The sequence below is a fragment of the Lederbergia citrisecunda genome (assembly GCF_018343695.1).
Classification (GTDB): Bacteria; Bacillota; Bacilli; order Bacillales; family Bacillaceae_C; genus Lederbergia; species Lederbergia citrisecunda.
On record NZ_JAGYPJ010000002.1, the window covers coordinates 45,878 to 70,737 of the forward strand.

Below are 24,860 nucleotides of genomic sequence, written 5' to 3' on the forward strand. Positions count from 1 at the left end.
GACCATCAAAACCATGGTTCCATTTCAAACTGCTAAAATCTATTTGGAAATTGTTTCACGATTGCTTCAGCTATCATATCTGACATTCCTAAAGCTTGCGCCTCAATTTTATCAAATATTGCGACGTCGGACTTATAATCCCTTTGAATCATTTTGACCGCTTCATCTTTAGTTAAATCTAAATGCATATAAAACATTTTTCTTACATCTTCTTTACCTAAATGAGGATTAATGCTGCTTAAAAATGCTGCGATATCATCTGCGTTCCGATACCATTGTTTATTCTTTTCGGCTGCTGTTTTGGTATCCCCTTTTACAGATGCAGTTACTAATTCGGCTGCCAAAATCAAATGTTCTTTTATAAGCATCGCGTATTGATCTGCAATTTGATTGCCATAAAAAGGTCTTAGACAATTTCCCATGTCGGTAGCATTCATCAACAGCCGTTCTTGTACAAATTGTAAATCAGGCAAATTAAAAACTATGCTAATAATGGTCATTCTCGTCCAGTTGACATGTTCTTCCCAAAGGAGGCGATTCATACTGATAAAATCAACGACATTTTTCCGGATTAATTGGGTGCTTGGAATAGTAGCTGTTTTTGTTAAAACATATCGTACAGGTGCCGTATATTGTGAAATTGGTCCCCAGTAAATGGGTTGCGTATAAGTAGGTAATGTATTTCGAAAGTAGAACATTCTACATTCTCTCCCTAAATCTATAAATTAGTTTTTATACTAATATATTCCAATTCATACATTTAGGTGATTGTCCTTAATATAAAATAAACTCGTTCAATTATAACGAGTTTACTTGACTTATTTTTCTATGAACTTTTGACCTTCGGCTCGCTAACCCATAATAAGACAGTAGGGCGAGTGAACTTGCTGTAAAAATAATAATTCCCATTGGCAAGGCTGTATTTTCACCGGCTATTCCGACTAGAGGTGCAGAAATAGAGCCCAAAATAAACGGAAGTAAACCGAGTAATGCCGCTGCACTACCAGCGATATGACCTTGCGATTCCATTGCCAATGAAAAAGATGAAGTAGAAATGACACCAATGGAAGAAACAAAAAAGAAGAGTGAAATAACTACTGCAAAAAGTGGACCCTTAAATAATAAAACTGTTAATAATGAGATGCTAGCAATACTAGACATAAATAATCCCGCTTTTAAAAATCTCGTTTCGGAAATATAATCCGATAACCTTCCGACTATTTGTGTACCCATCATGATGCCTAACCCATTCATCCCAAATAATATACTAAATATTTGCGGAGAAACCCCATATATATTCTGATATACAAAAGGAGTTCCAGATACATAGGCAAAGATACCGGCGACAGTAAAACCTTGAGCAAGTGCATAGCCAGCAAATTGTCTATCAAAAATGAGAGATTGGAAGTTTCTAAACGTTTGCCCAATATTACTCGGTACTCTATTTTGTACTGGAAGTGTTTCATTAAGCTTCATAGATACTGAAAAAACTAGCAAAACACCAATTGCACTTAAAGCAATGAATACACCATTCCATTCCGTTAGCTTAAGAATAATTCCTCCTGCAACGGGCGCTAAAATTGGTGCAAGATTGTTGATAAGCATCAGTAATGAAAAGAATTTTGTAAGCTCTTTTCCGCTATATAAATCACGTACAATAGCCCGTGAAATGACAATCCCGGCCGCTGCTGAAAATCCTTGTGTAAACCGTGAGGCTAAAAATATGTAAATATTAGGTGCAAATGCACATGCGATAGAAGCAATAAAGTACAAAGATAAAAAAATGATCAATGGCTGTCTTCTACCTCTAACATCACTCATCGGTCCAATAATTAACTGTCCGAGTCCAAGTCCGAGCAAGCACGCTGTTAAACTAAATTGCACAAGAGAAGCATTTGTACCATAATAGGTTGCTATTGTTGGAAACGAAGGTAAATACATATCGATAGTTAGTGGTCCCATAGCTGCCAGCGTTCCAAGTAGCAAGACTAACCCTAATCGTTGATTCGCTTTTGATTTCAAATATATGCACCGTTCCTTATCAATACATTTGACTAATAAAAGAGAGGAAATGTTCAATGTCTTTCTCAATTGTTATTTATTATACAATAGTATGTAGCTATTTAACATAATTTGGTGATTGAAGAGACTTATATTATGATAGATAAAAAAAGTTATCCGTGAGGGGATTTTATGCGTTTTAGAAAAATTGAAGAAAGAGATATTGTAGAGTTAGATCATTTATTTCGAAGTTGCTTAACAGATTTAATCACTCGAGAAAAAAAGGAATCTAATCTTATTATTGATGAAGTTGAAAGATTAAATCGAATTGTACAAGAGAGCTTGATAAATGGTGATTCGCTTTTTTTTGTAGTGGAGATTAATAATCGAATTGTGGGTTCAATTGCACTAACAAAACCTAACCAATTCATAACCGAAAATATTAGTACAGTTCAAAATCAATATGAGGTTTCTTGTGTATACATACTTCCCAGCTTCCAACGGCAAGGCATTGGTAAATATATGTCCCAACAGATAAAAAAAGAATTGGCTCGTCTTGGCCAAGTGCAATTTTATCTAGATGCAGGTTTTTTAAGTTCTCAACAATATTGGAAACAAGTATTAGGAAAACCATCATTCGTACTTGTGGACTATTGGGGCAAAGGGGAGCATCATCTTATATGGGTTGGAAAAATACCTTGACCCACCTGTATTTATATAATATTAATTAAGTAATATTTATCATTTTTGGATATGTTGCCTATACAAATTGACAAACGCCTTCGTAAGATATGAGCAAAAGCCTGTTTTTTCATCAGCTTTTCATGGAGGTGACATATTTATAATGGATAAAGCTTTAGATCGAATAAATGATTTTGAGAAAACAGAGATAAAAGCCCATTCAAGCGAGTGTATTTTCAATATTCAAGGAGATTTGAAATGTAGATTAGACCATTCGGATGTTATTCAGGAAAAACTCTATCCACATATAACTGTTTCTGTATGTGGATTCATTGAAATATATGTTAAAAGCAATGGCGATTGTTATAAGTCTAAAAAACTAAAAATCCATCAGACAAAAGATATTTCAATTATTATTCCTCCTAATTCCAAATTAAAGTCAGAAATAAGCAATTTTCGTATTATCCCATCCAGTCATTCTAATAAAAAAGCACCTATAAAACTACTCTTCTGTTGTAACACCTTTGTTATTCAAAACAACGATTGTATGTCAAAATGTTCAGTTTTAGTATCTAACTATGAAATTATCTTAAACGATATAAAATTTGAAAAAATCCCAAATATGGATATCGTCCCTATTGAATTCATGATAGCGTCCAATATGTTAGAACCAGAATGCAACATTCAAGATGAAGTCCATGATTATTTTGAAGCTACAAATGGTAGAAGACCTAAGTGTAACTGCCAAGTAGCTTGCACCTGTAGTCCCTCAGGTGATATAGAGCCTACTCAAAAAAGTTACTTAACTCAAATGCAGGATAGTAAATTCATTCAAAAAGATAGATCTAAGAAGGGTATCAAACACGTTTCAAAAAAGAAAATCCTCCAATATATGAAATCGATTAAAGAAGATGAATTCACGCAGAAAATTAAGCCAGTTCCAGATAACGAATCTGCACAGGAAATTGATCTGATTCATGAAGATGAACCAGAACAGAATAACCACCTCATTCAAGAGGAAGATTCCTCAGAAGGAATCTATTTAATTGAAGAAGAATCATCACAGGAAATCGACCTATTTGAAGAAGAATCATCATCACAGGAAATCGACCTATTTGAAGAAGAATCATCATCACAGGAAATCGACCTATTTGAAGAAGAAGAATCAGGACAGGAAATTGACCTATTTAAAGAAGAAGAATCAGGACAGGAAATTGACCTATTTGAAGAAGAAGAATCCGGAACGGAAATTGACCTATTTGAAGAAGAAGAATCAGGACAGGAAATCGATCTATTTGAAGAAGAAGAATCAGGACAGGAAATCGACCTATTTAAAGAAGAAGAATCAGGACAGGAAATCGACCTATTTGAAGAAGATGAACCAGCAACGGAAATCGACCTATTTGAAGAAGATGAATTAGAATCAGAAATCATGCTAGTTGAAGAAGATGAATTAGAATCAGAAATCGAGCTAGTTGAAGAAGATGAATTAGAAACGGAAATCGACCTATTTGAAGAAGATGAATTAGAACCGGGAGTTGATCTAGTTGAGGAAGATGAATCAGGACCGGAAGTCGAACCAGTTGAAGAGGCAGAAATTGAAATCGATCCGATTCAAGAAGAACCCGAATCTAATGAACTTGCTTTGGAAATAGAAATGGTAGATCTAACTGAAACAAATGATCCTAATAAGCGCAATGATTTGCGGCTTAATAAATTGAATCATCTAATTAGGAAGAACTATCCGCAAATACAAGATTATCTTATTAATGCGGATGCAATTTTAGTTTCGTCAGGAGATATAGGCCAATTAGTAGACGATTTGGAAACAGTTCATTTTGATAAAGTCTGGTTTAAAGAAGAAAGACAAAACGATTTCCAATATGATTATGCTGGGAAATTGAAGGTTCATGAGCCTGGTGATTATCATATCTCCTATTATGTATTATCAGATGAACTTGCCCATTTTTCTGTTAATGCTAATGACAATCTTATTTCTCCATCAAGTTATTACAGTGGAACTGGTAATGGTTACCATATAGATTCAGGGGAAATAGCCATAAATGTTCATAACGTTCCTACAGATCTACATTTGATAAACATTACAAACGACGCTGTTATTCTATCTCCAAATGAAGAGAGCATAGCCTTGTTGATAATAAAGAGAGTAAATTAACAACAATATATTAAGTAAAAGGGGAGAATTTTTCTCCTCTTTTTCATGATGAAAGAAAAGAGTAAAAACATTTTATTTAGAATGCTTATTTGTTCAGCTATCGTTTATTTGTTTGTAAATTTGTTGCCATTTAACTACGAATACCACTATACCTGTACATTCATCGATTTTAACCAGTGTTATTGTATCTACAAGTACAGACGCAGCGAAGTATTTTCTCGTCTTTTTCATGGAGCATTAGTTTTATAAATCGATGTAGAAATTTTCAAGCTTTGAATCATGCTATAATAAAAATAAACCGAACTGATCAGAAAATAAAAATTTATCAATATTATTTCATATCTTGAAAAGATATCGGAATTCTTAAAGGGAAAATGAAACATGTCTATTAGAAAAATTATTTTTATTGTAACAGCATTTTTGGTAATTCTTACATTTTTTCGTTTGCTTTGGCTTAATTTTTATACGGTTCCAGCACATCCACGTGCTTTACATGGAGAATTGGATTTGCGTAATTGGGAATCAATTACCGAATATTCGATACCACTAGATGGAGAATGGGAGTATTATCCTGGATTGTTTATCATACAAGATAATGATGAACTCCACTCTACCAACGAAAAAAGAGAATACGTCCAAGTTCCACATAATTGGAAGGGTTCCGGTGACTCATCCAGTACGTATGGTTTTGGCTCGTATCGTTTAAGAATAAAAGTTGATCCATTGCAAGGAAAAACATACGGGATTCGTATTCTAAATATCAGTAATTCGTCAGAAATATATGTAAATGGAAAGTTGCTGGCACAATCAGGGGCTCCGTCGCAAGAAAAGCAAACCTACAAACCGCTGAACTCACCATATACAGTCTATCTTCCTTTAGAAAAAGAAGAAGAAATCGATCTCGTCATTCAAGTTGCAAACTATGATGATCCCCTTAATGGTGGCATCGTTCGTTCATTGAAATTTGGCTTAGAAGGTCCTTTAAGAGAGAATATCAATTTCTCTACTGGAATCGTTTTAATAGCTTGTGTTATTTATATGATTCACTCCTTGTATAGCTTTATATTATTTCTTGTGGGAGATCGTGATAAGAGGTTACTATATTTTTCTTTGATGATTCTGTGTGTTGTCATAGGAACGCTAAGTGGAGAGCGATTATTATTAGAGTGGTTTCCTATTAATTTTGATTGGAGTATAAAAGTTATTTATCTTTCAGCGATTGCTGGGGGGTATTTTCTGCTGCAATGTATAAGGCAGCAATTACCTGGAATGTTTCGCACCAAATTGTTTACCCCTTATGTAAGCTCTTGCGGTTTATTAGTGTTGCTTATCTTATTTTTACCGGCTACATATAATATAAAATTAACTCTCGTATATACCATAGTCATGCTTATTCCATGTTTTTTAGCACTGCTAATAGTGTATCGGGCCACAACAAAGATTGATAAGGACAGCATCTTTTTACTTTTGGCCGGGGTTGCTGCGATTGGCAGCTTAATATGGCTGGTCATTATTATGGTATTACAAATAGAGATGATATCGTATCCTTTTGACTTAATGATCGCGACTATTTGTTTTGCTACATATTGGTTTAAAAAATATTTTCACGTACTAGATGATTCGCAAAGTCTAACAAAGAAACTACAGGAGGCAGCTAAGCAGAAGGATGAATTCTTACTTACTGTTGCACATGAGATGCGGAATCCACTCCATGGCATTTTAAATATTTCACAAGCTGTAAAGGAAAGAGAGAAAGATTCTCTTGGGAAGAAAAGTATACAGGATATGGAATTGATAAATACGGTAGGCCGTCACATGTCGTTATTACTTAATGACTTACTTGAATTGGAAAGGTTTAAGGAAAACCGTATTATGATCCAAACACGGGACGTCTCTCTTCATAGTGTTGTAGAAGTTGTGATGAGCATGCTGCGTTTTATGACAGAAGGTAAGCCAATAGAACTCGTCAATCGGGTTCCAAAAGATTTCCCGTATGTTAGTGCTGATGAAAATAGATTAAATCAGATTTTGTTTAACCTCCTTTATAATTCGATAAAATACACCCATGATGGAGAAGTGTCGGTACATGCATCCATTAAGGACAATATGGCAAGAATTTCGGTGCGTGATACGGGTATTGGTATTGATGAAGATTTTCTAAGCAAGGTTTTCGAGCTATACGCACAAGCTCCTAGTTTAATGGAAGGCGGATTTGGATTAGGGCTAAGCATTTGTAAACAACTTGTGGAATTACATGGCGGTAATATGAAAGTACAATCAACACTCGGTGAAGGCTCAGTTTTTACGTTTACTCTTAAATTATCAAACACTTCGACACAGCGAGAAGTTGAGATTAATAGCGAGCCTATGGAAGGTGTAAAGCAGCAAAATGCCATACAAGAAGTCGCAGTATCATCGGATTTAGATAATAGAAGAGATGCTGTCCATCAAAATATGATGTTCCTGCCTATTCGTATATTAGCTGTAGATGATGATCCAGTGAATTTGAAAGTACTAGAGAGTATTTTTGAAACGGACCAGTATTACATTTATACAACAACAAGTGGTCAGAACGCTCTTTCTATGCTGTACGGACGTGAATGGGATTTAGTCATTGCTGATGTAATGATGCCCAATATGTCAGGATATGAACTGACTTCACTAATTCGAGAGCAATATTCTATTTTGGAACTTCCGATATTACTGCTTACCGCATATAACAGAGTTGAAGATATAGAAGCTGGATTCCAAGTAGGCGCCAATGATTATGTAACGAAACCGGTAAACGCACTTGAACTTAAATCTAGAGTGCAATCGCTAACTAATTTGAAAAAGTCCGTGAGTGAAAGGTTGCGTTTGGAAGCTGCATGGTTGCAGGCTCAAATCAAACCACATTTTATCATTAATACATTTAATTCCATTGCCGCACTAAGTAGAATTAATCTGGATAGAATGGATACCTTAATCCATGAACTATCCACTTATATTCGACTTAGTATTGATTCTCAAAATACGCATGGTGTAGCGCCACTTTCGTATGAACTTGAACTAGTTCGATCATATTTGTTTATCCAAAAAGAACGTTTTGGCGAAAGACTACGTATAGTCTGGGAATTAGATGAAGGGATTGAAATAGACATTCCTCCATTGACGATTCAGCCTCTTGTAGAAAATGCTATACACCATGGATTAATGACACGTATTCAAGGTGGGGAAGTTTGTATTTGCATAAAAGATAAAGAAGAAAAAGTAGAGATATCTATAATAGATAACGGGATAGGAATGAATCTTGAAACAATCAATCCATTGATAGACAGAAGGCTAGACAAACAATCAGGAATTGGTCTTCTCAATACCGATCGTCGATTAAAGCAATTATTTGGCCAAGGATTAATCATCAATAGTAAGTTGGGAGAAGGTACTACCATTTCGTTCACTGTTCCTAAAACAGGAAGCAAATTGCATTTTAACGAATGAATTAATTAAAATCTTTAAGCAATCTATTAAACCCTCCACGATATAATTAATTGGAGGGTTTAAGTTTACGTTAAATTATGTTAATATTCGAAATATAACACATTTTTTCAGACATCACTTGCAGAAAAACAATGTTTTTACAAGGGAGGAAGAGAAATGTTAGATGTAACAGAGAAGAGTACATTTGCCAATTATCCACAGCAGCCACATGGCGGAAAATTAGTGAATAAAGTGGTAACTGGCAAAGAATTGGAGGAAGAATTAATCAGGGCGAAGCAGCTCCCAACCATCATGGTAGATTTGGAAGCTGTTATTACACTTGAAATGATAGCGACAGGTGTTTTGTCCCCAAATGAGGGATTTATGAATAAAGAAGACTATCATTCCGTACTCACGAGCGGTCGATTAAAGAATGGATTAATATGGCCAGCGCCCCTTAGTTTTGCTCCAATCGGAAATCGTAATAAAGAAGTTATTTTGTCCCTTTCAATAGGTGATGAGGTTACATTAGCTGATGAAAATAATGAACCTGTTGCAATTTTAAACATAGAGGATATTTTTGATTACGATAAAGAATTCCGTGCATCTCACCTTTTTGGTACGACGGATCGCAATCATCCTGGAGTCGATGCCATTTATCGGCGGATGGGAGATACTGCTTTAGGGGGACCGATTAAGTTATTGCGTCGAGTTAATTGGGGACCATTTGAGAAACTTCGACTAGAGCCTAAAGATACGTGGCGAATATTTTATGAAGAAAAGAAGTTTCGTTCAACAGCAGGTTTTATCACAGGAGCAAATCCCTTACATAGAGGGCACGAATATATTCATAAGAATGCACTAGAAGAAGTGGATGGATTGTTTTTACAACCTTTAGTAGAGATGGCGAAACGCGAGTATACTCGTCATGAATTTCGCATGCTTGCCTATAAAAGTGTCTTAGAAACGTATTATCCTAAAGGTAGATCCATTCTTGCTCCACTAAGAGTTACGTATATTTTTGCTGGTCCAAGGGAAACGGTTTTACATGCTTTAATTATGAAGAATTATGGCTGTACTCATGCCCTTATTGGCCGTGATCATGCAGGAATTGGTGATTATTATGATAAGTATGCGAGCCATAGAATTTTCGATGAGTTTAATCCATCAGAGCTAGGGATCGATGTTCGTCTTTACCATGAAGTTTTTTATTGCACCCGCTGTGATGCACCAGCTACGGTACAATCATGTCCACATGATGAGCGCTACCGAGTGAGTATTTCAGGCACTGGAATTCGCGAGATGCTTCGTCACGGCATAATGCCGCCGAAAGAAATTGTCCGTCCTGAATCAGCGCGTATTGCGATGCAGGGAGTTCAGCCTAAAGGGCTTGATGAAGTTGGTAACGCTATCTCACCTGTTGGAAAAACAATAAACAGTATGTTCCCATTCTATTTGGATAGAACTAGACTTGGCGGACCGAAACGGACGACTCCTTTGACAGTCGAAGAATTGACGAATTTCGATTTAGAAATGGCGAATTTGGATGTCCGTTCTAATGCTGATCGTATTTATAGGGAAATTTTTGAAGAGTATAGTAGTGTAGGGGATATCAATCGTAATTTACAACCGGAATGGGTGGCCGATGCACGAGAGGCGCTAAAACATCAACAAGAAATGGTCATCGAGGATTTGGAGGAAAAAGTAAAACAAGCCCCATCCACAGCTTCCGATGAATTCATGTATCAGGATAAGGAAGAAGCAGAGCGGGAGCTTCAAGTGGCGAAAAAGATTCTTTCCGACATTCCTAAGGTACTGGGCGATGATAATATAAAATATCGATCCTGGAACACATTGCCATACCATCGTTATCGTGGTAGTGATGAGCCTAGCGAGAAGAAAGATTAAGAATAAATTTTAAGTAATATCCGCTAATTGGCAGAACCTGTTAGCGGATATTTGTATTTACAACTAATGGGGGATCTGTTGTATAATACATACGTAATTGGTGGAGGTGATATCACATGACGAATATATCAGCGTCAGGGGTTGGAACGTCTCATGCAAAGCCTATTATGAAAAGGCGATTCTTTGCATGAGGTAGAAGATGAAATAACATCGCCTAATATCATGATGGCTTTGCCCCTTATTTCAATGAAAATTTTTAAATAAGGAGCTGTCTTAAATGAATAGCCATATGAATACAAAACCTTTTATCCGATGTGACCAATATAATTTTATAAAATTTCAAGTGAAACACTTAGTTCAATCATATTCAACAATAAAAGATCAAGATGTTCTTAGAGCAATATCTTATAGTTCTCTAGATAAGGTAATTAATTTATTCCCGGAATATGAGCTTTACAGAGAGATTTTCGAAAAAATTCCTGAAATCAAAAGCGATATTCAAGCAACTCATTTTCTTGATGAGTTAAGACCTTATGTGATTCCGTTTAGAACAGTATCAGAAAAAACGATAGAAAAATTATTTCCTAAAGCGAAGAAATTGAAACTCCCACCAATGGAATTAGATTTAAAGGAAATTTCATATTTGGGATGGTATGATATTCGTTCAGAGAGGAAATATCTTGTTTTCGATTACGATGGAAAACTGGTAGGAATAAACGGAACATTTAGGAATGTAACAAAAGGAATTTGCTCAGTTTGCAATGGTCATGAGGAAGTAGGATTATTCATGGCAAATGTAAAAAGTGGGAAAGAAACGTTTACCAATAGAGGTAATTATATTTGCAATGATAGTCAGAGATGCAATCAGAACATAAAGACTCTAGATAAACTATACAATTTTATAGAATTAGTTAAAAAGTTATCATAGAAACTAGCCCACAACGTTTTAGGGAGGGCACTGGAAAACTATCATTTTTTCAGGAAAATAAAGTACTTGTACAAAAAAGACTCTTAAATTCAGAACGTGAATTTAAGAGTCTTTTATTAAAATTGGGAATCGTTATTCTTAAAAAAAGGTATAATTCCATCTGAATATGAGGTATTATAGCTTTTTTTTGCATTTGAGTGTAAGTCCATTATTGTCTTTATTTAAGAAGTACTTATTCAGTGCCCTCTGTTATAGGAAGTGGGTCTATTTATGGAAATCAATCATCCAACAATCCGTTCTGCTTGTCTTTTCCATCTGCCACTATGATATTGAATAAAGGATGGAATTAGCCCTAATGCCCATCCAATTGGCCCCGCATACCAAACTCCGATATAGCCGAACATCATCCCTAATATAAAGGAAAGTCCCACTTTTGCTATTAATTCGACAATCCCTGAAAATAGAGGTATTGCGACCTCGCCCATTCCACGCAAAGTGTTATTGTAGAACCAAATGAGTCCTAAAAATGGGAAGAAACAAGCGCCGGCAAATAAGTTTTCTTTTGACATTTTTACAATTGCCTCAAGATGAGTATCTTGATTAGAGATAAATAGTCTAACGATCACATCTCCAAATGTAATGATCAAAACTGAAGAAACGATCGTAAATGCAATTACAATAAGTCCAACCTTTTTAAAGCTATCTTGGATTCTTGAAAACTTCTTTGCACCTAAATTTTGGGCAGCAAACGTAGAAAATGCTTGAGAAATATTGAAAAAAGCAAGAGTAGCAAACTGCTGAACTCTCATTCCAGTAGCATAAGCAGCTACCGCGTTCGTTCCGAAAGAATTGACCACACCTGTTACAGTCATTTCTCCTACTGAGAGTAATAAACTTTGTAAACCCATTGGAATACCAATTTTAGAAATCATACCAATATTACCAAAATGAGGACTCCAATCTGTACGCTTCACACGGAAGATAGGAAACTTTGTATAAGTGTAAATGATACAGATTAAAGCTGAAACAACTTGTGATATAACTGTAGCCACGGCAACGCCACCGACTCCCATACCAAAACTTAGGACGAATAGTAAATCAAGCAGGACGTTAAGTACAGATGAAAGAATTAAAAAATATAAAGGTGTTTTACTGTCGCCAACTGCACGGAGGACTGCTGATGCAGCATTATAAAAAAGCAACCCTATACTCCCACCAAAACAAATTTGAATATAAAGTGTTGCATCATCAATAATATCTGCAGGCACTTTCAAAAGTTCCATAAGTGGTCTTGCTCCGAAGATGCCGGCAATTGCTAAAACAACTGTGCATAAAATTGTTAAATAAATGGAGCTAACTAATGTCTTCCTCACCATTTCCGTATTTTTTGCACCAAAATATTGGGACATTACAATGGAAAAAGCATTCGTTAGACCAAGAGTTAAAGAAAGTAAGAAAAAAAACGTCGAACCAGTAACACCAACTGACGCAAGGGCACGTGATCCTACAAATTTCCCTACAATTAATGTGTCTGCCACATTATATAACTGCTGAAATAATCCCCCTATTAGCATCGGCACTGTAAAAGCAAAAATCTGTTTTAGTGGCCGACCTTCTGTCATATCCTTTATCACTACTCCAAAACCCTTTCTAAGATGTTATCTTCTTATTTTTTAAAACATTCAATGTATTATATTGATATTGTCAATATAACACATGTAATATATTAAAAATCAAGAAGAACTTTGAGTATTTAGTCATTTATACCTTTTCTATTAAACGACAAATTTCCCAATAATTAGTATGTAATTTATAAGAATATGGTAAAATAGAACTGGAATGAATATCCATTTCTTGCTAATGTATGCTTTATTAAAAAAAGAGAGAAGAGGGGGTAGCCATGAATAAGGAAACTATATTAATTGTTGATGACGATGATGATATTCGTAAAGTGTTGGAATTATATTTATGTGATGCAGGGTATCGTGTAATTGAGGCAGACAATGGATATACAGTTATGGATATTTTTGAACAAGAGAAACCAGATCTGATCATTTTAGATGTCATGTTGCCAGGATTAGATGGGTTGGAAGTATGTCAAATGATCAGACGGAAAAGTGATGTTCCGATTTTATTTTTAAGTGCAAAAGAAGATGATATTGATAAAATTGTTGGTCTTGGAGTAGGTGGAGACGATTATATTTCCAAGCCTTTCAGTCCTTCGGTTTTGACTGCTAAAGTAAAAGCGCATTTACGCAGAAATCGCCAATTTGATAAAAGAGTCGATGCTTTTGATAATTCTCAAAGTAGAAAGCCCATTATTTCATATCCAGGACTCGTAATTGATCAAGAATCCTATTCTGTGAAGGCTAATGGTAAAGACATACACCTGTCTACAAAAGAATATCAAATCTTATGTTTGTTAGCTGCCAATCCCAATCGTGTATTTTCATTTGAACAGCTTTTCCAGATGATTTGGGGTGAAAGTAGTTTTGGAGATCATCGAACGGTTATGGTCCATATTAGTAATCTACGAAAAAAAATAGAAGATGACCCAACGTCACCAGAGTTTATTTCTACGGTAAGAGGCATTGGTTATAAGTTTAATTCCGACTTGTATTAACGTTTAGGCCTTTTTCTTTTAAGAAGTTCCGTACATTATCTATACTTAAACCTTGATTTTTAGCTGATTTAATTAATGAAACCCATTCCTGGTCTAGCTGTAATTTTTGTGCTTCTCGATATAATGAGTTTTCCTCAGTAATTTGCACCATAAGATCACCTCTTACTTCATTTGACTCTTATATTACAGAATATAGTATAAGTTACGTTCAAATTATTCTAAAGATTTGTTAAAGTTTTGCTTACTGATATTGTCGAATAATGGAATGTGGGTAAATATTATTGTAAGGACCATATTCCATCACGATAAAATGGAGGATTTTCATGAATGTACCTGTCGAATTGCAGACTAATTTACCAGGCTATGAAGGTCTTGTTGAGCTTGAAGCTAATCAAACATGTGTATATTTTAAAGCTATAGATCGAACAACGAAGCGCCACGTTCTTATTAAAAACCTCATCAAAGAAGATCTCGATTTCCAAGAATTAACCACAGTTGCACATGAATACAAAATAACAAAGAATCTCGAAGTAAATGGATTATTAAAACCTATTAAATTAGAGAGTTATTGGAATAAACCATATTTAATCACAGAGTTTTTTCAAGGGATATCATTAAGTACATATATGAAAAAACATGTGATTGATATAAACCAATTTTTACTGATTGCCATAGAGTTAACAACCATTATCGAAGAACTTCATCAATGTCATATTATTCATAAAAGTATTCATCCAGATAATATTTTAATAAATGAGTGGACAAGTGAATTAAGAATTACTGGTTTTTACCATGCGGCAATGCTTACACGTGAAAATTATCGAGCGCATATAAATCCATATATATTAGGCAAGCAGCTCTATTATATTTCACCTGAACAGACAGGACGTATTAATCATTTTCTTGATTCTCGAACAGATTTATATTCATTAGGTGTTGTTTTTTATGAGCTTCTTACAGGTATCCTTCCATTCAATATGGAGGATCCAGTCGAGCTAGTTCACGCCCATATTGCTAAAAGACCGATCCCACCTGATGAGATCGATCCATTACTTCCAAAAAAACTATCAGAAATCATCATGAAGTTACTATCTAAAATGCCGGAATCACGATATCAAAGTGCTACTGGGTTAAAACATGATTTATTAAAATTTGAAAAACAACTCGATTTTCCATTAGGGCAGAATGATCCACCGCAAATCTTTGATATTGGAGACAAGCTGTATGGAAGGGATGCAGAACTAAGGACATTCATGGCAGCCTTCGATCATGTTTGTAAAGGTCATAGCTCTTTTGTCCTTATTCCGGGAGTATCTGGAATAGGGAAAACAGCACTTGTAAATGAGGTGCAAAAACCTCTTGTCCGAAATAAAGGATATTTTATTTCTGGAAAATTTGATCAATTGAAACGTTCTGTCCCTTATGATCCTCTTATTCAAGCGCTTCAAGACTTGATAAAACAAGTTATGGCAGAAGGGGAAAAAAGTATTCAACATTTGAGGACTCGTTTGGAAGCAGAGCTCGGACCATACTTATCTGCTATTGCAAAAATGATACCCGCACTTAAATGGATTGTTGGTGAGATAGAAGAACCTGAAGTCCTGCCTGCAATTGAAAGCCACAATCGATTACGGTTTGCCTTTTTAAAGTTCATTCATTTGTTTTCTAATGAGGACCATCCGCTCGTTATATTTTTGGACGATTTACAATGGGCAGACCATGCAACTTTAGATTTACTACAATATATTTTATCTCAGCAAAAAGTACAGTATTTATTTGTAATAGGTGCCTATCGGGATAACGAGGTAGATGTAACACATCCATTTCACCTTATGTCAAAAGAACTACAATCTATTCAAGATCTAGTTAAATATATTCACCTGAATCCGTTGAAGAAAGAAGATATACAGGAATGGGTGGAGGATGCGTTATATTGTAATGCAGAAGAATCAGAAGAACTTGCTTCCTTTATTGAAAAAATAACAAAAGGAAATCCCTTTTTTATTAAGCAATTATTTCAATCATTTTATGAACAACAATTCATCTCATTTGATGAAGAACAAAGAAAATGGACAAGTGATTTTCGACAATTGACGAATCTTAATATTCAAGACGATATTATTGCGTTAATTGTGGAGAGATTGAATAAACTCCCCTATGAAACTCAAAAGCTTTTGAAACTTGCCTCCTGTATTGGAAATGAATTTGAAATCAATGTGTTAAGTACGGTTTATGAAAAAAATACAGTTACAACTGCCAACACTCTATGGGATGCATTACGGGAAGGAATGCTCTTACCACTCAGTCCAACTTATAAATGGATATATGAAGATAGAGAAATTGACCTTACGGAAACACAACCTCTCCATTATAAATTTTTGCATGACCGTATCCAGCAAGCCGTATACTCAACGATGACAGAAACAGAAAGAGAACAAAATCACTTATCAATTGGTAGACTTCTATTATCGTATTATACGAGTAGAAATTATTTTGAAGAAAACATATTTGTGATTATTAATCATTTGAATCAATGCAGTAATTATTTAAATAGTAGTGAAAGGCTTCAGCTTGCTGAATGGAATTGTATGGCCGGTGAAAAAGCAAAGCAAGGTGCCGCATTTAAAGCTTCGCTATCGTTTTTTAAAATAGGAAAAGAATTGTTAGGAGTTAAAGCGTGGGAGCTACATAATAAGCTAACTGCACGATTAACAATTGGACTTGGAGAGGCTGAATATTTAGATAATCAATTCGATAATGCTGAAGAAAGATTTGATGAAGCGTTAAGTAAGGTCCTGACAAAACAGGAGCAACTCCAAATTTATCAATTGAAAATTGCATTATATACTCATTTGCATCGAGTAGAAGAAGCGATTGATTGTGGTTTGAAGGGACTTCACTTATTTGGGTGGCATATAAATAAAACCCCTGGAAAGCTTACTGTAGCTAAGGAATTTTTGAAGACGAAAATGTATTTAAGTAGGAAAAAAGCAACTGATTTAAAGAATTTACCCCCTATACTGGATGAAGACAAACGTCTTATTTTGCGGACATTTATTAATATGAATGCATCTTCCTATCATGTTGATCAAAATTTAGCGGCACTTTTAATGCTTAAAGCAATAAACTTTACGTTAAAGTATGGAACTACAGACGTCTCAGCTCTTGTTTATAATAATTACTCTCTCATATTAAGCTCAGGTTTTCATCAATACAATAATAGCTACGAATTTGGTCGTCTGGCCCTTTATGAAGCAGAGAATAGCCAGAATTCCCATTTACTAGGTAGAGTGTATTTCGTATATGGCTCTTTTGTGAATCATTGGAAAAATCATATTATGTACAGTCAGCAATATTTAGAGCATTCGCAAAAACATTGTATTGAATCGGGAAATGCTCACCTCGCAGGTGCAGGAAGCTCATTTATATGTATGATTAGTTTTTTAAAAGGTCATAGACTCGCGGAAACGCTGAATACGATTGAAGAGCAGCTTAATTTTTCTAAACAAATTCAATATGGCTTATCAAAAAACTATTTGAACGAATTGAAATATTGGATCTATATATTAAATGAAACAAATGTAAATCCGGATTGGAGTTTTCCACAAATCACTGATGATGAATCTGCAGAAATTGTACATTACACAGTTCGATTACAAATAGCTTATTTACTTGATAATAATGATATTGCTAAGGAGTTTATGAAAAAGTTAAATAAGCTTGTTAACAGGTCTTTAACGTTAGTTATCGCTCCTGAGTATTATTTCTATAAAGATTTATGGATGGCAAAATTGTACGAGGATTCAACGACTAAAGAAAAATACTATTTTCGTAAACAATTAAATAAGCATCTTTCCCTTTGGCGAAAGTGGGCAAAACAATCCCCAGCCAATTACGAGCATAAATATTTACTGATTAAAGCAGAAGCAGCAAGAATAAAAAAGGATTTTACAAACGCCGCGATGTATTATGATCAATCAATCATGTTGGCACAAAAAAATGGCTTTATTCAAGATACAGCCATCGCAAATGAATGTGCAGGTCGATTTTATATTTCACGACATTTGCCTTTTGCGGCTAAAGCATATTTAACTTCAGCTGTTTCAGCATTTGACAATTGGGGAGCGGTCCGAAGATCGAATTTCCTAAGAACTAAATATCAGAATCTATTAATAAATGATTATGCAGCTGAGGGGGCAAGTACAGTAAACTTCTCCGTTGATCTTGCAACAATGATGAAGGCGGCTCAAGCACTTTCTGGGGAGATTGTATTAGAGAATCTTCTTACACGATTGATGAACATTGTTTTAGAAAATAGTGGTGCACAAAAAATGACCATGTTTCTAAAAATGGAGGAACAATTAAAGCCTGTAGCTCACGGAAATATAGAGAAGATTGAGATGTTCGCTCAGGAAGAGACGATTGAATATCCCGTTAATTTGATTTATTACGTAGAGAAAAGTCTTGAACCTGTTGTTCTATCAAGTGGTACTTTAAGTGGGATGTTTAAACACGATCCTTATATTAGGAAATATCAGCCTAAATCGGTTCTATGTTTTCCAATATTACATCAAGGCAAATTAATTGGAATTTTATTTTTGGAAAATAATATGATGACACATGCATTTACAAAGGAAAGAATTGAGATTTTGAACATACTTTCTACTCATGCAGCTATTTCATTAGAAAATGCTTTTTTGTATAGAAATTTAGAAAAAAAAGTTAAGGAACGTACTGCACAATTAGAATTTGCCTATGAGGATTTGGAGAAAGCAAACCGTGAATTGGCTCAGTCAGAAGAAATGAGAAGAAAATTTTTATCAAATGTTTCTCACGATCTAAGATCGCCCATTACATCTGTGCGAGGATATATTGAGGCTATCTTGGAGGGTGTGATTACAAAAGAGGAAGATAAAGAACTTTATTTGCAGAGAAGCCATCAACGTTTATTAATGCTAAATCGGATGATAGAAGATTTATTTGAACTCACAAAGCTCGAAGCGGGTGGATTGTCGCTTCATTTGGAATACATCCCTTCAAATCAATTGCTGGAACATGTAAAGAAGCTTTTTGAACACGATGTAATCAGTGCAAATCTAGATTTTAATGTTCATATAGAGCCGCTATCTGAAGAATATCCGCTTCTTGAAGTTGATATAAGAAGAATTGAACAGGTCATGTTAAATCTTATTTCCAACGCATTAAAATATACGAAAGTTGGGGGAATCACCTTACAGCATAAAGTGGATTCGGATAAAAAAGAAGCTATCTTTATCCTTACTGACACTGGGATAGGTATAGCGAAAGCCGACCTTCCGCTAATATTTGAACGATTTTATACAAAATCATTTGAAAGAAATGATGGAAACGGATTAGGACTATCCATATGTAAAGAAATCATTCACTACCATCAAGGTGAAATTTCTGTTGAAAGTATAGAAGGAAAAGGAACAAGTTTTATTATTCGCCTTCCTATATTTGAATTTGAGGAAGAAGTTCTGCATTAAGTAATCTTCTATTAATTGAAAGCCACACTATTTAAAGTTATGTAATTGATATACTAATGATATATTTCCGGTCTAGTTTGAGGAAGGGGCCGTGAATGGCTTTCTTCCTCGTTTTTTAGTAATTTTAACCAAAAGAGTATTATTTCGAATTAGATATATAATATAACACTAAAAGGTGTTATAATCTTCGTGACACCTTTTAGTGTTATATTTAATTTGGAGGAATTAAAAATGGAAATAAATAAAGCTTTGCCGGAAATTCGTAAAACAATTATTCTTAACGCTCCTATTGAAAAAGTATGGAAAGCCGTCACAACATCAGAAGCAATTGCTGCTTGGTGGATGGCTAATACGTTTGAGCCTATTTTAGGAAAAGAATTCGTTCTTCACGCTGATCCTTATGGAGATTCACCTTGTAAAGTAACAGAGCTAGATCCTCCGTATCGACTAGGATTTGATTGGGATGAAGATTGGCATCTTGAAATTGAATTGAAAGAGTTAGAAGAAGGAAAAACGGAATTTACACTTATCCATTCAGGGTGGAATCAAAAAAAATCAGATGTGTACAGGATTATGGACGGTGGATGGGAGAAAATCGTCAAAGAAAAACTCCCTGCCTATATCGAGGAATAAAGTGGCTACTACTCATCCGAAACATGACATATTTCAAGCCATTGCCGATCCAAACCGTAGAAAACTATTAACATTATTAATGAACAAGGAAATGCCTATTGCTGAAATTACAAAAAGCTTTACAATTAGTCGTACTGCTGTGAATAAACATTTACATGTCCTTTATGATGCGGGACTTGTTAAAAGTCAGAAAGTAGGAAGAGAAACAAGATATACATTTCAGCCTGAACCATTAGCCGAAATAAGAGAATGGCTTGCGTTTTTTGATCAATATTGGGATAAAAGACTTGCTGCGCTTAAAGAGTATGTGGAAGATAAAGAATAAAGAGAGTTATCATATTTAAATTTTAGACCTTTCAATCGTTTCTTTGACTTTTGGAGGTCTTTTATTTGTATGTAATTCTGTGAGTACTGCTTCGTATTTGGCTACAAAGGAACGTGTTTTCTATCAGTACCTTAGTATGGAATATTATTAAGGTTTTTTTTAGATTTCTCCCGAATATACATAATAACTAAAGGTGTAAGGGAGGGACAAACGTTGGCAATTCAAGGTGGAAAATATATTAAGGTAGCACAAGGAGTAGAAATTTTTGTGCAGGATGAGGGAAATGGAGACCCGATCATTTTCATTCCTGGGTGGACTTTTACGTCAGAAGTTTTTTCTAAGCAAGTAGAACATTTTCGAAAAACAAATCGTGTCATTGTCATTGACCCTCGAAGTCATGGGAAATCGTCTATTACTATGGAAGGCAATGATTATGTAACACATGGTTCTGATTTAGTTAAAGTAATTGCGGCACTAGAACTGAAGGATGTTACATTAGTAGGGTGGTCATTTGGCTGTTTAACGATATGGGAATATATTAGACAACAAGGAACAGAGATTATCAAATCATTGGTTTTTATTGATTTGTCTCCAAAGCCATTGTCAATCAATCATGAACAAAACTGGGTGGAGGGACCTCTAGATGAAATAGCCGCAGCTTACACCCATTACCTTCATAATCGAGATAAACAACGAGAGTTTATATCTGGATATGCTACTCAGGTGATGGTCCAGAGAGAGTTAGAAGCGTATGAGCTAAACTGGCTGGTAGAGCAATCATTAAAAACTCCCCATTATATAGCGGCAAACCTGTTTGCTTCAGGGATGTTTTCTGACTACCGAGAAGAGGCAAAACTTGCTAGTGAGTCTGTACCTGTACTTACTGTTATTGCAGAACACTGGGCCGATATAGCGAAACCATTTACTGAAAAACTTACTCCTAAATCTTCTATCGAAGTTCTTGGAGGACATTTAATGTTTTGGGAGCATGATGAAAAGTTTAACAAGATCATGGAGAAGCATATATGAAATGTTCTAATCGGACTGAAAAGGACGTTTAGAAATAAAGCAAAATAAAGATCATTTCCAGAAAGTAACTATTTTCTCTCACCGCTTTTCAGAAGTCTGAGTATTGAGGTAACGGCTCGCATGATGGGCACCCATAACTAAATAGAATTTAAAAGATTACTTACAACGAAAAGAAGCTACTCATGAGTTGATAGGACTTATGAGCGGCTTTTTTATTTTTCTATATGGGCTAATAAATTGCTCAGATTTAGAAAGCTAAGATGAAGTTATCATATGAAATACATAAAAGGAAATCATACTAAATGTGGCAGTCTATTATAAATAATCACCGTGGTAATTTTAGTAAAATACAAAAGAAAACATTTACATTTAGTAAAAACGGATTTATAATCAAATCAAACAAAGGAGGCTACATCATGAAGAACAAAGTTCTGATCAAGAAATTATTTGCATTACTCACTATTTTTTCAGTTTTAATGCTTGCTGCTTGTGGTTCTAATAAGGACAACAATGCAGGAACTGATAAAGATGGAAAAGAAGTAGTTAGGTTTGCTACATGGGATTCTGAAGATAGCCTTGAGCTTCAAAAACAGCTAGTGGAAAAATTTAATTCAGAGCATGATAATATCAAGGTTGTTTTAGAGGCATATGGTTCTGATTATGATACGAAAATCGCAGCTGGAATGGGTGCAAAGGACGCTCCTGATGTGATGTATATGTGGAACTATCCTCAATATAAAGATGCTTTGGAACCGCTTGATTCTTATATAGATAAAAAAGGCGCAGATTATAAAGGTGAATTTTACGACGCTTTATGGAATTACAACTCTGCTGATGGCCAAATACTTGGTTTACCAGTCGGATATACGACACATGTCGTTTACTATAATAAAGATTTGTTTGATCAAAAAGGAATTGAATATCCGAAGGCAGGCTGGACATGGAATGATTTTCGTGAAATTTCCAAGAAACTGACAGATCCGGCTAAAAAGCAAACAGGATTTGTTTTTTCAGGAAAGCCTGATCCGTATGACTTTGAAATGTATCTTTGGGGAAATGGCACTGCTTATGCCGACAAAGATGGAAATCTTGCAGGCCATTTGAATTCCAAAAAATCAATTGAAGTATTCAAAATGTTCCAAGATATGCTTAAAGACAAGTCTGCCATTACATCTGAAGGATCCGGAACAACGGAAATGAAGTCTGGAAAAGTCGGAATGTTCATAAATGGAGCATGGTATTTAGATACATTTAAAGAAGCTGGCATCAATTACGGAGTTGTTGAAGTTCCTTCATTTCCAGGTGGTAAGAATGTTAGCGTAATCAGCTCGTCAGGTGTGGCTATGTCCAAAACATCCAAACATAAAAAAGCCGCTTTTGAATTTATGGAATACTGGACTGGAGCAGAAGCAAATAAAGCTAGAATGAATTATGAGCTGCCAGTATTGAAAAGCATCGTAAAAAGTGAAAAGTTGAATGAAGATCCTATTAAAAGTGTGTTTTACTCCATGCTTGAAAAGAGTGATGGATTTACCCCATCGTCCTTTGTTATTGATGATTGGAGTACGGTTTCTGACGAATTAAACCTAGTGTTCGAAGAAATCTTTAACCCAAGCACTTTACAAGATCCAAAAACGGTATTGGATGAAGCAGCACAACAATAATTTTACTAAAACATAATCGTTATTATCCACAAAGGAACAAATTTATATGTATAAATTTGTTCCTAGTATGTGGATTTTACTAAAATGTTTCATTGTATTTGATAGATATCGAAACAACACTAATTTAATTAATAAGAGGGTATTTCCATGCTGAAAAAAAACGGAAAGCAAGAACAATTTCAACTAGTTAAAAAAAGGGTGCCCTATCTTTTTATTCTTCCATGGATTATTGGATTATTAGTATTCACCCTAGGGCCGCTAGTTTTTTCATTAGTGATGAGTTTATATGATTGGCCGATTACAAGAGATCCGCAATTTATTGGCCTTGCTAATTATAAAAAAATGTTTACTGCTGACCCACAATTTTATAAGTCTTTATTGATTACATTTAAGTTTGCTGCAATTTTTGTACCTCTTAACTTGGCTATTGCACTCATTCTTTCGCTCCTCATTACTCAACCCGTAAAAGGAATAAAGATTTTTAGAACGATCTTTTATTTACCAGCGGTTGTATCTGGTGTAGCCATTTCTATTATTTGGGGATGGATCTTTAATTCTCAATACGGAATCTTGAATTATTTACTTTCCTTGCTAGGAATTGATGGACCACAATGGCTAATTGATCCAAAATGGGCGATTTTTGCAATTGTCATCGCGAGCGCATGGGGAGTGGGAACGATGATGCTGATCTTTTATACGGATATTAAAGGGATACCGCATGAGCTTTATGAAGCGGCAGCTATTGACGGGGCTACTCCGATTAAACAGTTTATCCATATTACTATTCCGAGCATCACACCGACCATTCTTTTTAATTTGATTACATCGATTATTGCCGCTTTACAGCAATTGACGCTTGTCTTGCTTTTAACAGGCGGAGGGCCATTGAAATCCACGTATTTCTATGGATTGTTTGTATTCAACAATGCATTCAAACATCACCAACTCGGCTACGCAAGTGCTAATGCATGGTTTATGTTTATTATTATTTTATTGTTGACCATGCTTGTCTTTAAATCTTCATCAGCATGGGTATTTTACGAAACGGAAACGAAAAAGGGAGGCAAGAAATAATCATGAAATTAACAAAACCCTATAAGGTGCTTGTATATGTTCTTCTTATCCTTTCATCCCTTTATTTTATTTTTCCGTTTATATGGGTATTGCTGACAGCACTTAAATCGGATGCGGAAGTATTCAGTTTCCCACCAAAAATATTTCCGAAAGTCCCACAATTCCATAATTTTGTCGATGCATGGAAAAGTCAACCTTTCGGAATTTATTTAAAAAACTCTTTAATTGTAACGATCTTAACTACGTTTGGACAGTTGCTTTCATGTTCATTAGTAGCGTACGGCTTTTCCCGTTTTGATTTTAAATTTAAAAACATCCTATTTATTATTCTGCTGTCTACAATGATGATTCCTTGGGATGTTACGATGATTCCGCTTTATATGCAATTTAATTTGTTTGGCTGGATCAATACGTTAAAACCATTGATCGTTCCTTCATTTTTTGGATCGGCATATTTTATCTTTTTACTGCGACAATTTTTGATGAATATTCCAAAGGATTTGGAAAGTGCTGCAAGAATTGATGGCGCAAACGAATTTCAAATTTATTATAAAATATTCCTTCCTATAATGAAGGCACCGTTGATTTTAATAGCTGTCTTAAACATATTGACAGTCTGGAATGATTATCTTGGACCATTGATTTATTTGCAGGATCAATCGAAATATACATTGGCACTTGGACTGGCTGCGTTTAAAGGAGTTCACGATTTGCAAATCCTGCCGATCATGTCCATTACTTTGATTATGATTATACCGCCTGTACTTGTCTTTTTCTTCGCCCAAAAATATATTGTCGAAGGGGTAGACGGAGCAATCAAGTAAGGTGATATGTAAAAATTACTGTAGTTTCTGG

General features: G+C 35.1%; 17 protein-coding genes. 13 read left to right on the forward strand and 4 right to left on the reverse strand.

All coding sequences use genetic code 11. The features are described from left to right. Positions 1-32: 32 nt before the first annotated feature. Both KHA93_RS22425 and KHA93_RS22430 read right to left on the reverse strand, forming a co-directional pair. Positions 33-698, reverse strand: coding sequence for a hypothetical protein (locus tag KHA93_RS22425; RefSeq protein WP_213113146.1), 666 nt, complete (start codon positions 696-698; stop codon positions 33-35). 100 nt (positions 699-798) lie between these two features. Next, on the reverse strand, positions 799-2,022 hold the full coding sequence (locus tag KHA93_RS22430; protein ID WP_267917778.1) for a Bcr/CflA family multidrug efflux MFS transporter: 1,224 nt from the start codon (positions 2,020-2,022) through the stop codon (positions 799-801). A gap of 171 nt (positions 2,023-2,193) precedes the next feature. On the opposite strand from KHA93_RS22430, the gene KHA93_RS22435 reads away from it, so the two are divergent. From KHA93_RS22435 to KHA93_RS22455, 5 genes are all read left to right on the forward strand, one after another. After that, positions 2,194-2,703: a GNAT family N-acetyltransferase gene (locus tag KHA93_RS22435; RefSeq protein ID WP_213113147.1), complete on the forward strand. Its 510-nt coding sequence runs from the start codon at positions 2,194-2,196 to the stop codon at positions 2,701-2,703. 142 nt (positions 2,704-2,845) lie between these two features. Further along, entirely contained in the window at positions 2,846-4,858 is a 2,013-nt protein-coding gene (locus tag KHA93_RS22440) for a midas domain-containing protein (RefSeq protein ID WP_213113148.1), read from the forward strand. 381 nt (positions 4,859-5,239) lie between these two features. Further along, complete coding sequence (locus KHA93_RS22445) at positions 5,240-8,335, forward strand: hybrid sensor histidine kinase/response regulator (protein ID WP_213113149.1); 3,096 nt, start codon at positions 5,240-5,242, stop codon at positions 8,333-8,335. A gap of 156 nt (positions 8,336-8,491) precedes the next feature. Then, entirely contained in the window at positions 8,492-10,222 is a 1,731-nt protein-coding gene (locus KHA93_RS22450) for a sulfate adenylyltransferase (protein WP_213113150.1), read from the forward strand. A gap of 289 nt (positions 10,223-10,511) precedes the next feature. Further along, the gene (locus KHA93_RS22455; RefSeq protein WP_213113151.1) at positions 10,512-11,150 is read left to right on the forward strand and encodes a FusB/FusC family EF-G-binding protein; all 639 of its coding nucleotides are present in this window, start codon (positions 10,512-10,514) and stop codon (positions 11,148-11,150) included. Positions 11,151-11,431: 281 nt separating this feature from the next. Here KHA93_RS22455 and KHA93_RS22460 read toward each other — a convergent pair whose 3' ends face one another. Next, on the reverse strand, positions 11,432-12,772 hold the full coding sequence (locus KHA93_RS22460; protein ID WP_213113152.1) for an MATE family efflux transporter: 1,341 nt from the start codon (positions 12,770-12,772) through the stop codon (positions 11,432-11,434). Between the two features lie 278 nt (positions 12,773-13,050). On the opposite strand from KHA93_RS22460, the gene KHA93_RS22465 reads away from it, so the two are divergent. Then, the gene (locus KHA93_RS22465) at positions 13,051-13,773 is read left to right on the forward strand and encodes a response regulator transcription factor (RefSeq protein WP_213113153.1); all 723 of its coding nucleotides are present in this window, start codon (positions 13,051-13,053) and stop codon (positions 13,771-13,773) included. Here KHA93_RS22465 and KHA93_RS22470 read toward each other — a convergent pair. Next, positions 13,754-13,924: an anti-repressor SinI family protein gene (locus tag KHA93_RS22470; protein ID WP_213113154.1), complete on the reverse strand. Its 171-nt coding sequence runs from the start codon at positions 13,922-13,924 to the stop codon at positions 13,754-13,756. The genes KHA93_RS22465 and KHA93_RS22470 overlap by 20 nt on opposite strands. Before the next feature lie 172 nt (positions 13,925-14,096). Between KHA93_RS22470 and KHA93_RS22475 the strand changes: the two genes are divergently transcribed. From KHA93_RS22475 to KHA93_RS22505, 7 genes are all read left to right on the forward strand, one after another. Continuing rightward, positions 14,097-19,280 (forward strand): ATP-binding sensor histidine kinase, encoded by a 5,184-nt coding sequence (locus tag KHA93_RS22475; protein ID WP_213113155.1) that lies wholly within the window; start codon positions 14,097-14,099, stop codon positions 19,278-19,280. A 231-nt stretch (positions 19,281-19,511) separates the two neighbouring features. After that, entirely contained in the window at positions 19,512-19,913 is a 402-nt protein-coding gene (locus KHA93_RS22480; RefSeq protein WP_213113156.1) for an SRPBCC family protein, read from the forward strand. Between the two features lies 1 nt (position 19,914). Further along, a complete protein-coding gene (locus tag KHA93_RS22485; RefSeq protein ID WP_349772369.1) occupies positions 19,915-20,238 on the forward strand; it encodes an ArsR/SmtB family transcription factor in 324 nt (107 codons plus the stop codon). A gap of 213 nt (positions 20,239-20,451) precedes the next feature. Further along, entirely contained in the window at positions 20,452-21,267 is an 816-nt protein-coding gene (locus tag KHA93_RS22490) for an alpha/beta fold hydrolase (protein ID WP_213113158.1), read from the forward strand. 416 nt (positions 21,268-21,683) lie between these two features. After that, positions 21,684-22,931, forward strand: a complete 1,248-nt coding sequence (locus KHA93_RS22495; RefSeq protein WP_213113159.1) for an ABC transporter substrate-binding protein — start codon at positions 21,684-21,686, stop codon at positions 22,929-22,931. A 147-nt stretch (positions 22,932-23,078) separates the two neighbouring features. Then, positions 23,079-24,005 carry a carbohydrate ABC transporter permease gene (locus KHA93_RS22500; RefSeq protein ID WP_213113160.1) on the forward strand — a complete coding sequence of 309 codons (927 nt, stop codon included), beginning with the start codon at positions 23,079-23,081 and terminating at the stop codon, positions 24,003-24,005. Between the two features lie 2 nt (positions 24,006-24,007). Beyond that, entirely contained in the window at positions 24,008-24,829 is an 822-nt protein-coding gene (locus KHA93_RS22505) for a carbohydrate ABC transporter permease (RefSeq protein WP_213113161.1), read from the forward strand. Positions 24,830-24,860: the final 31 nt, after the last annotated feature.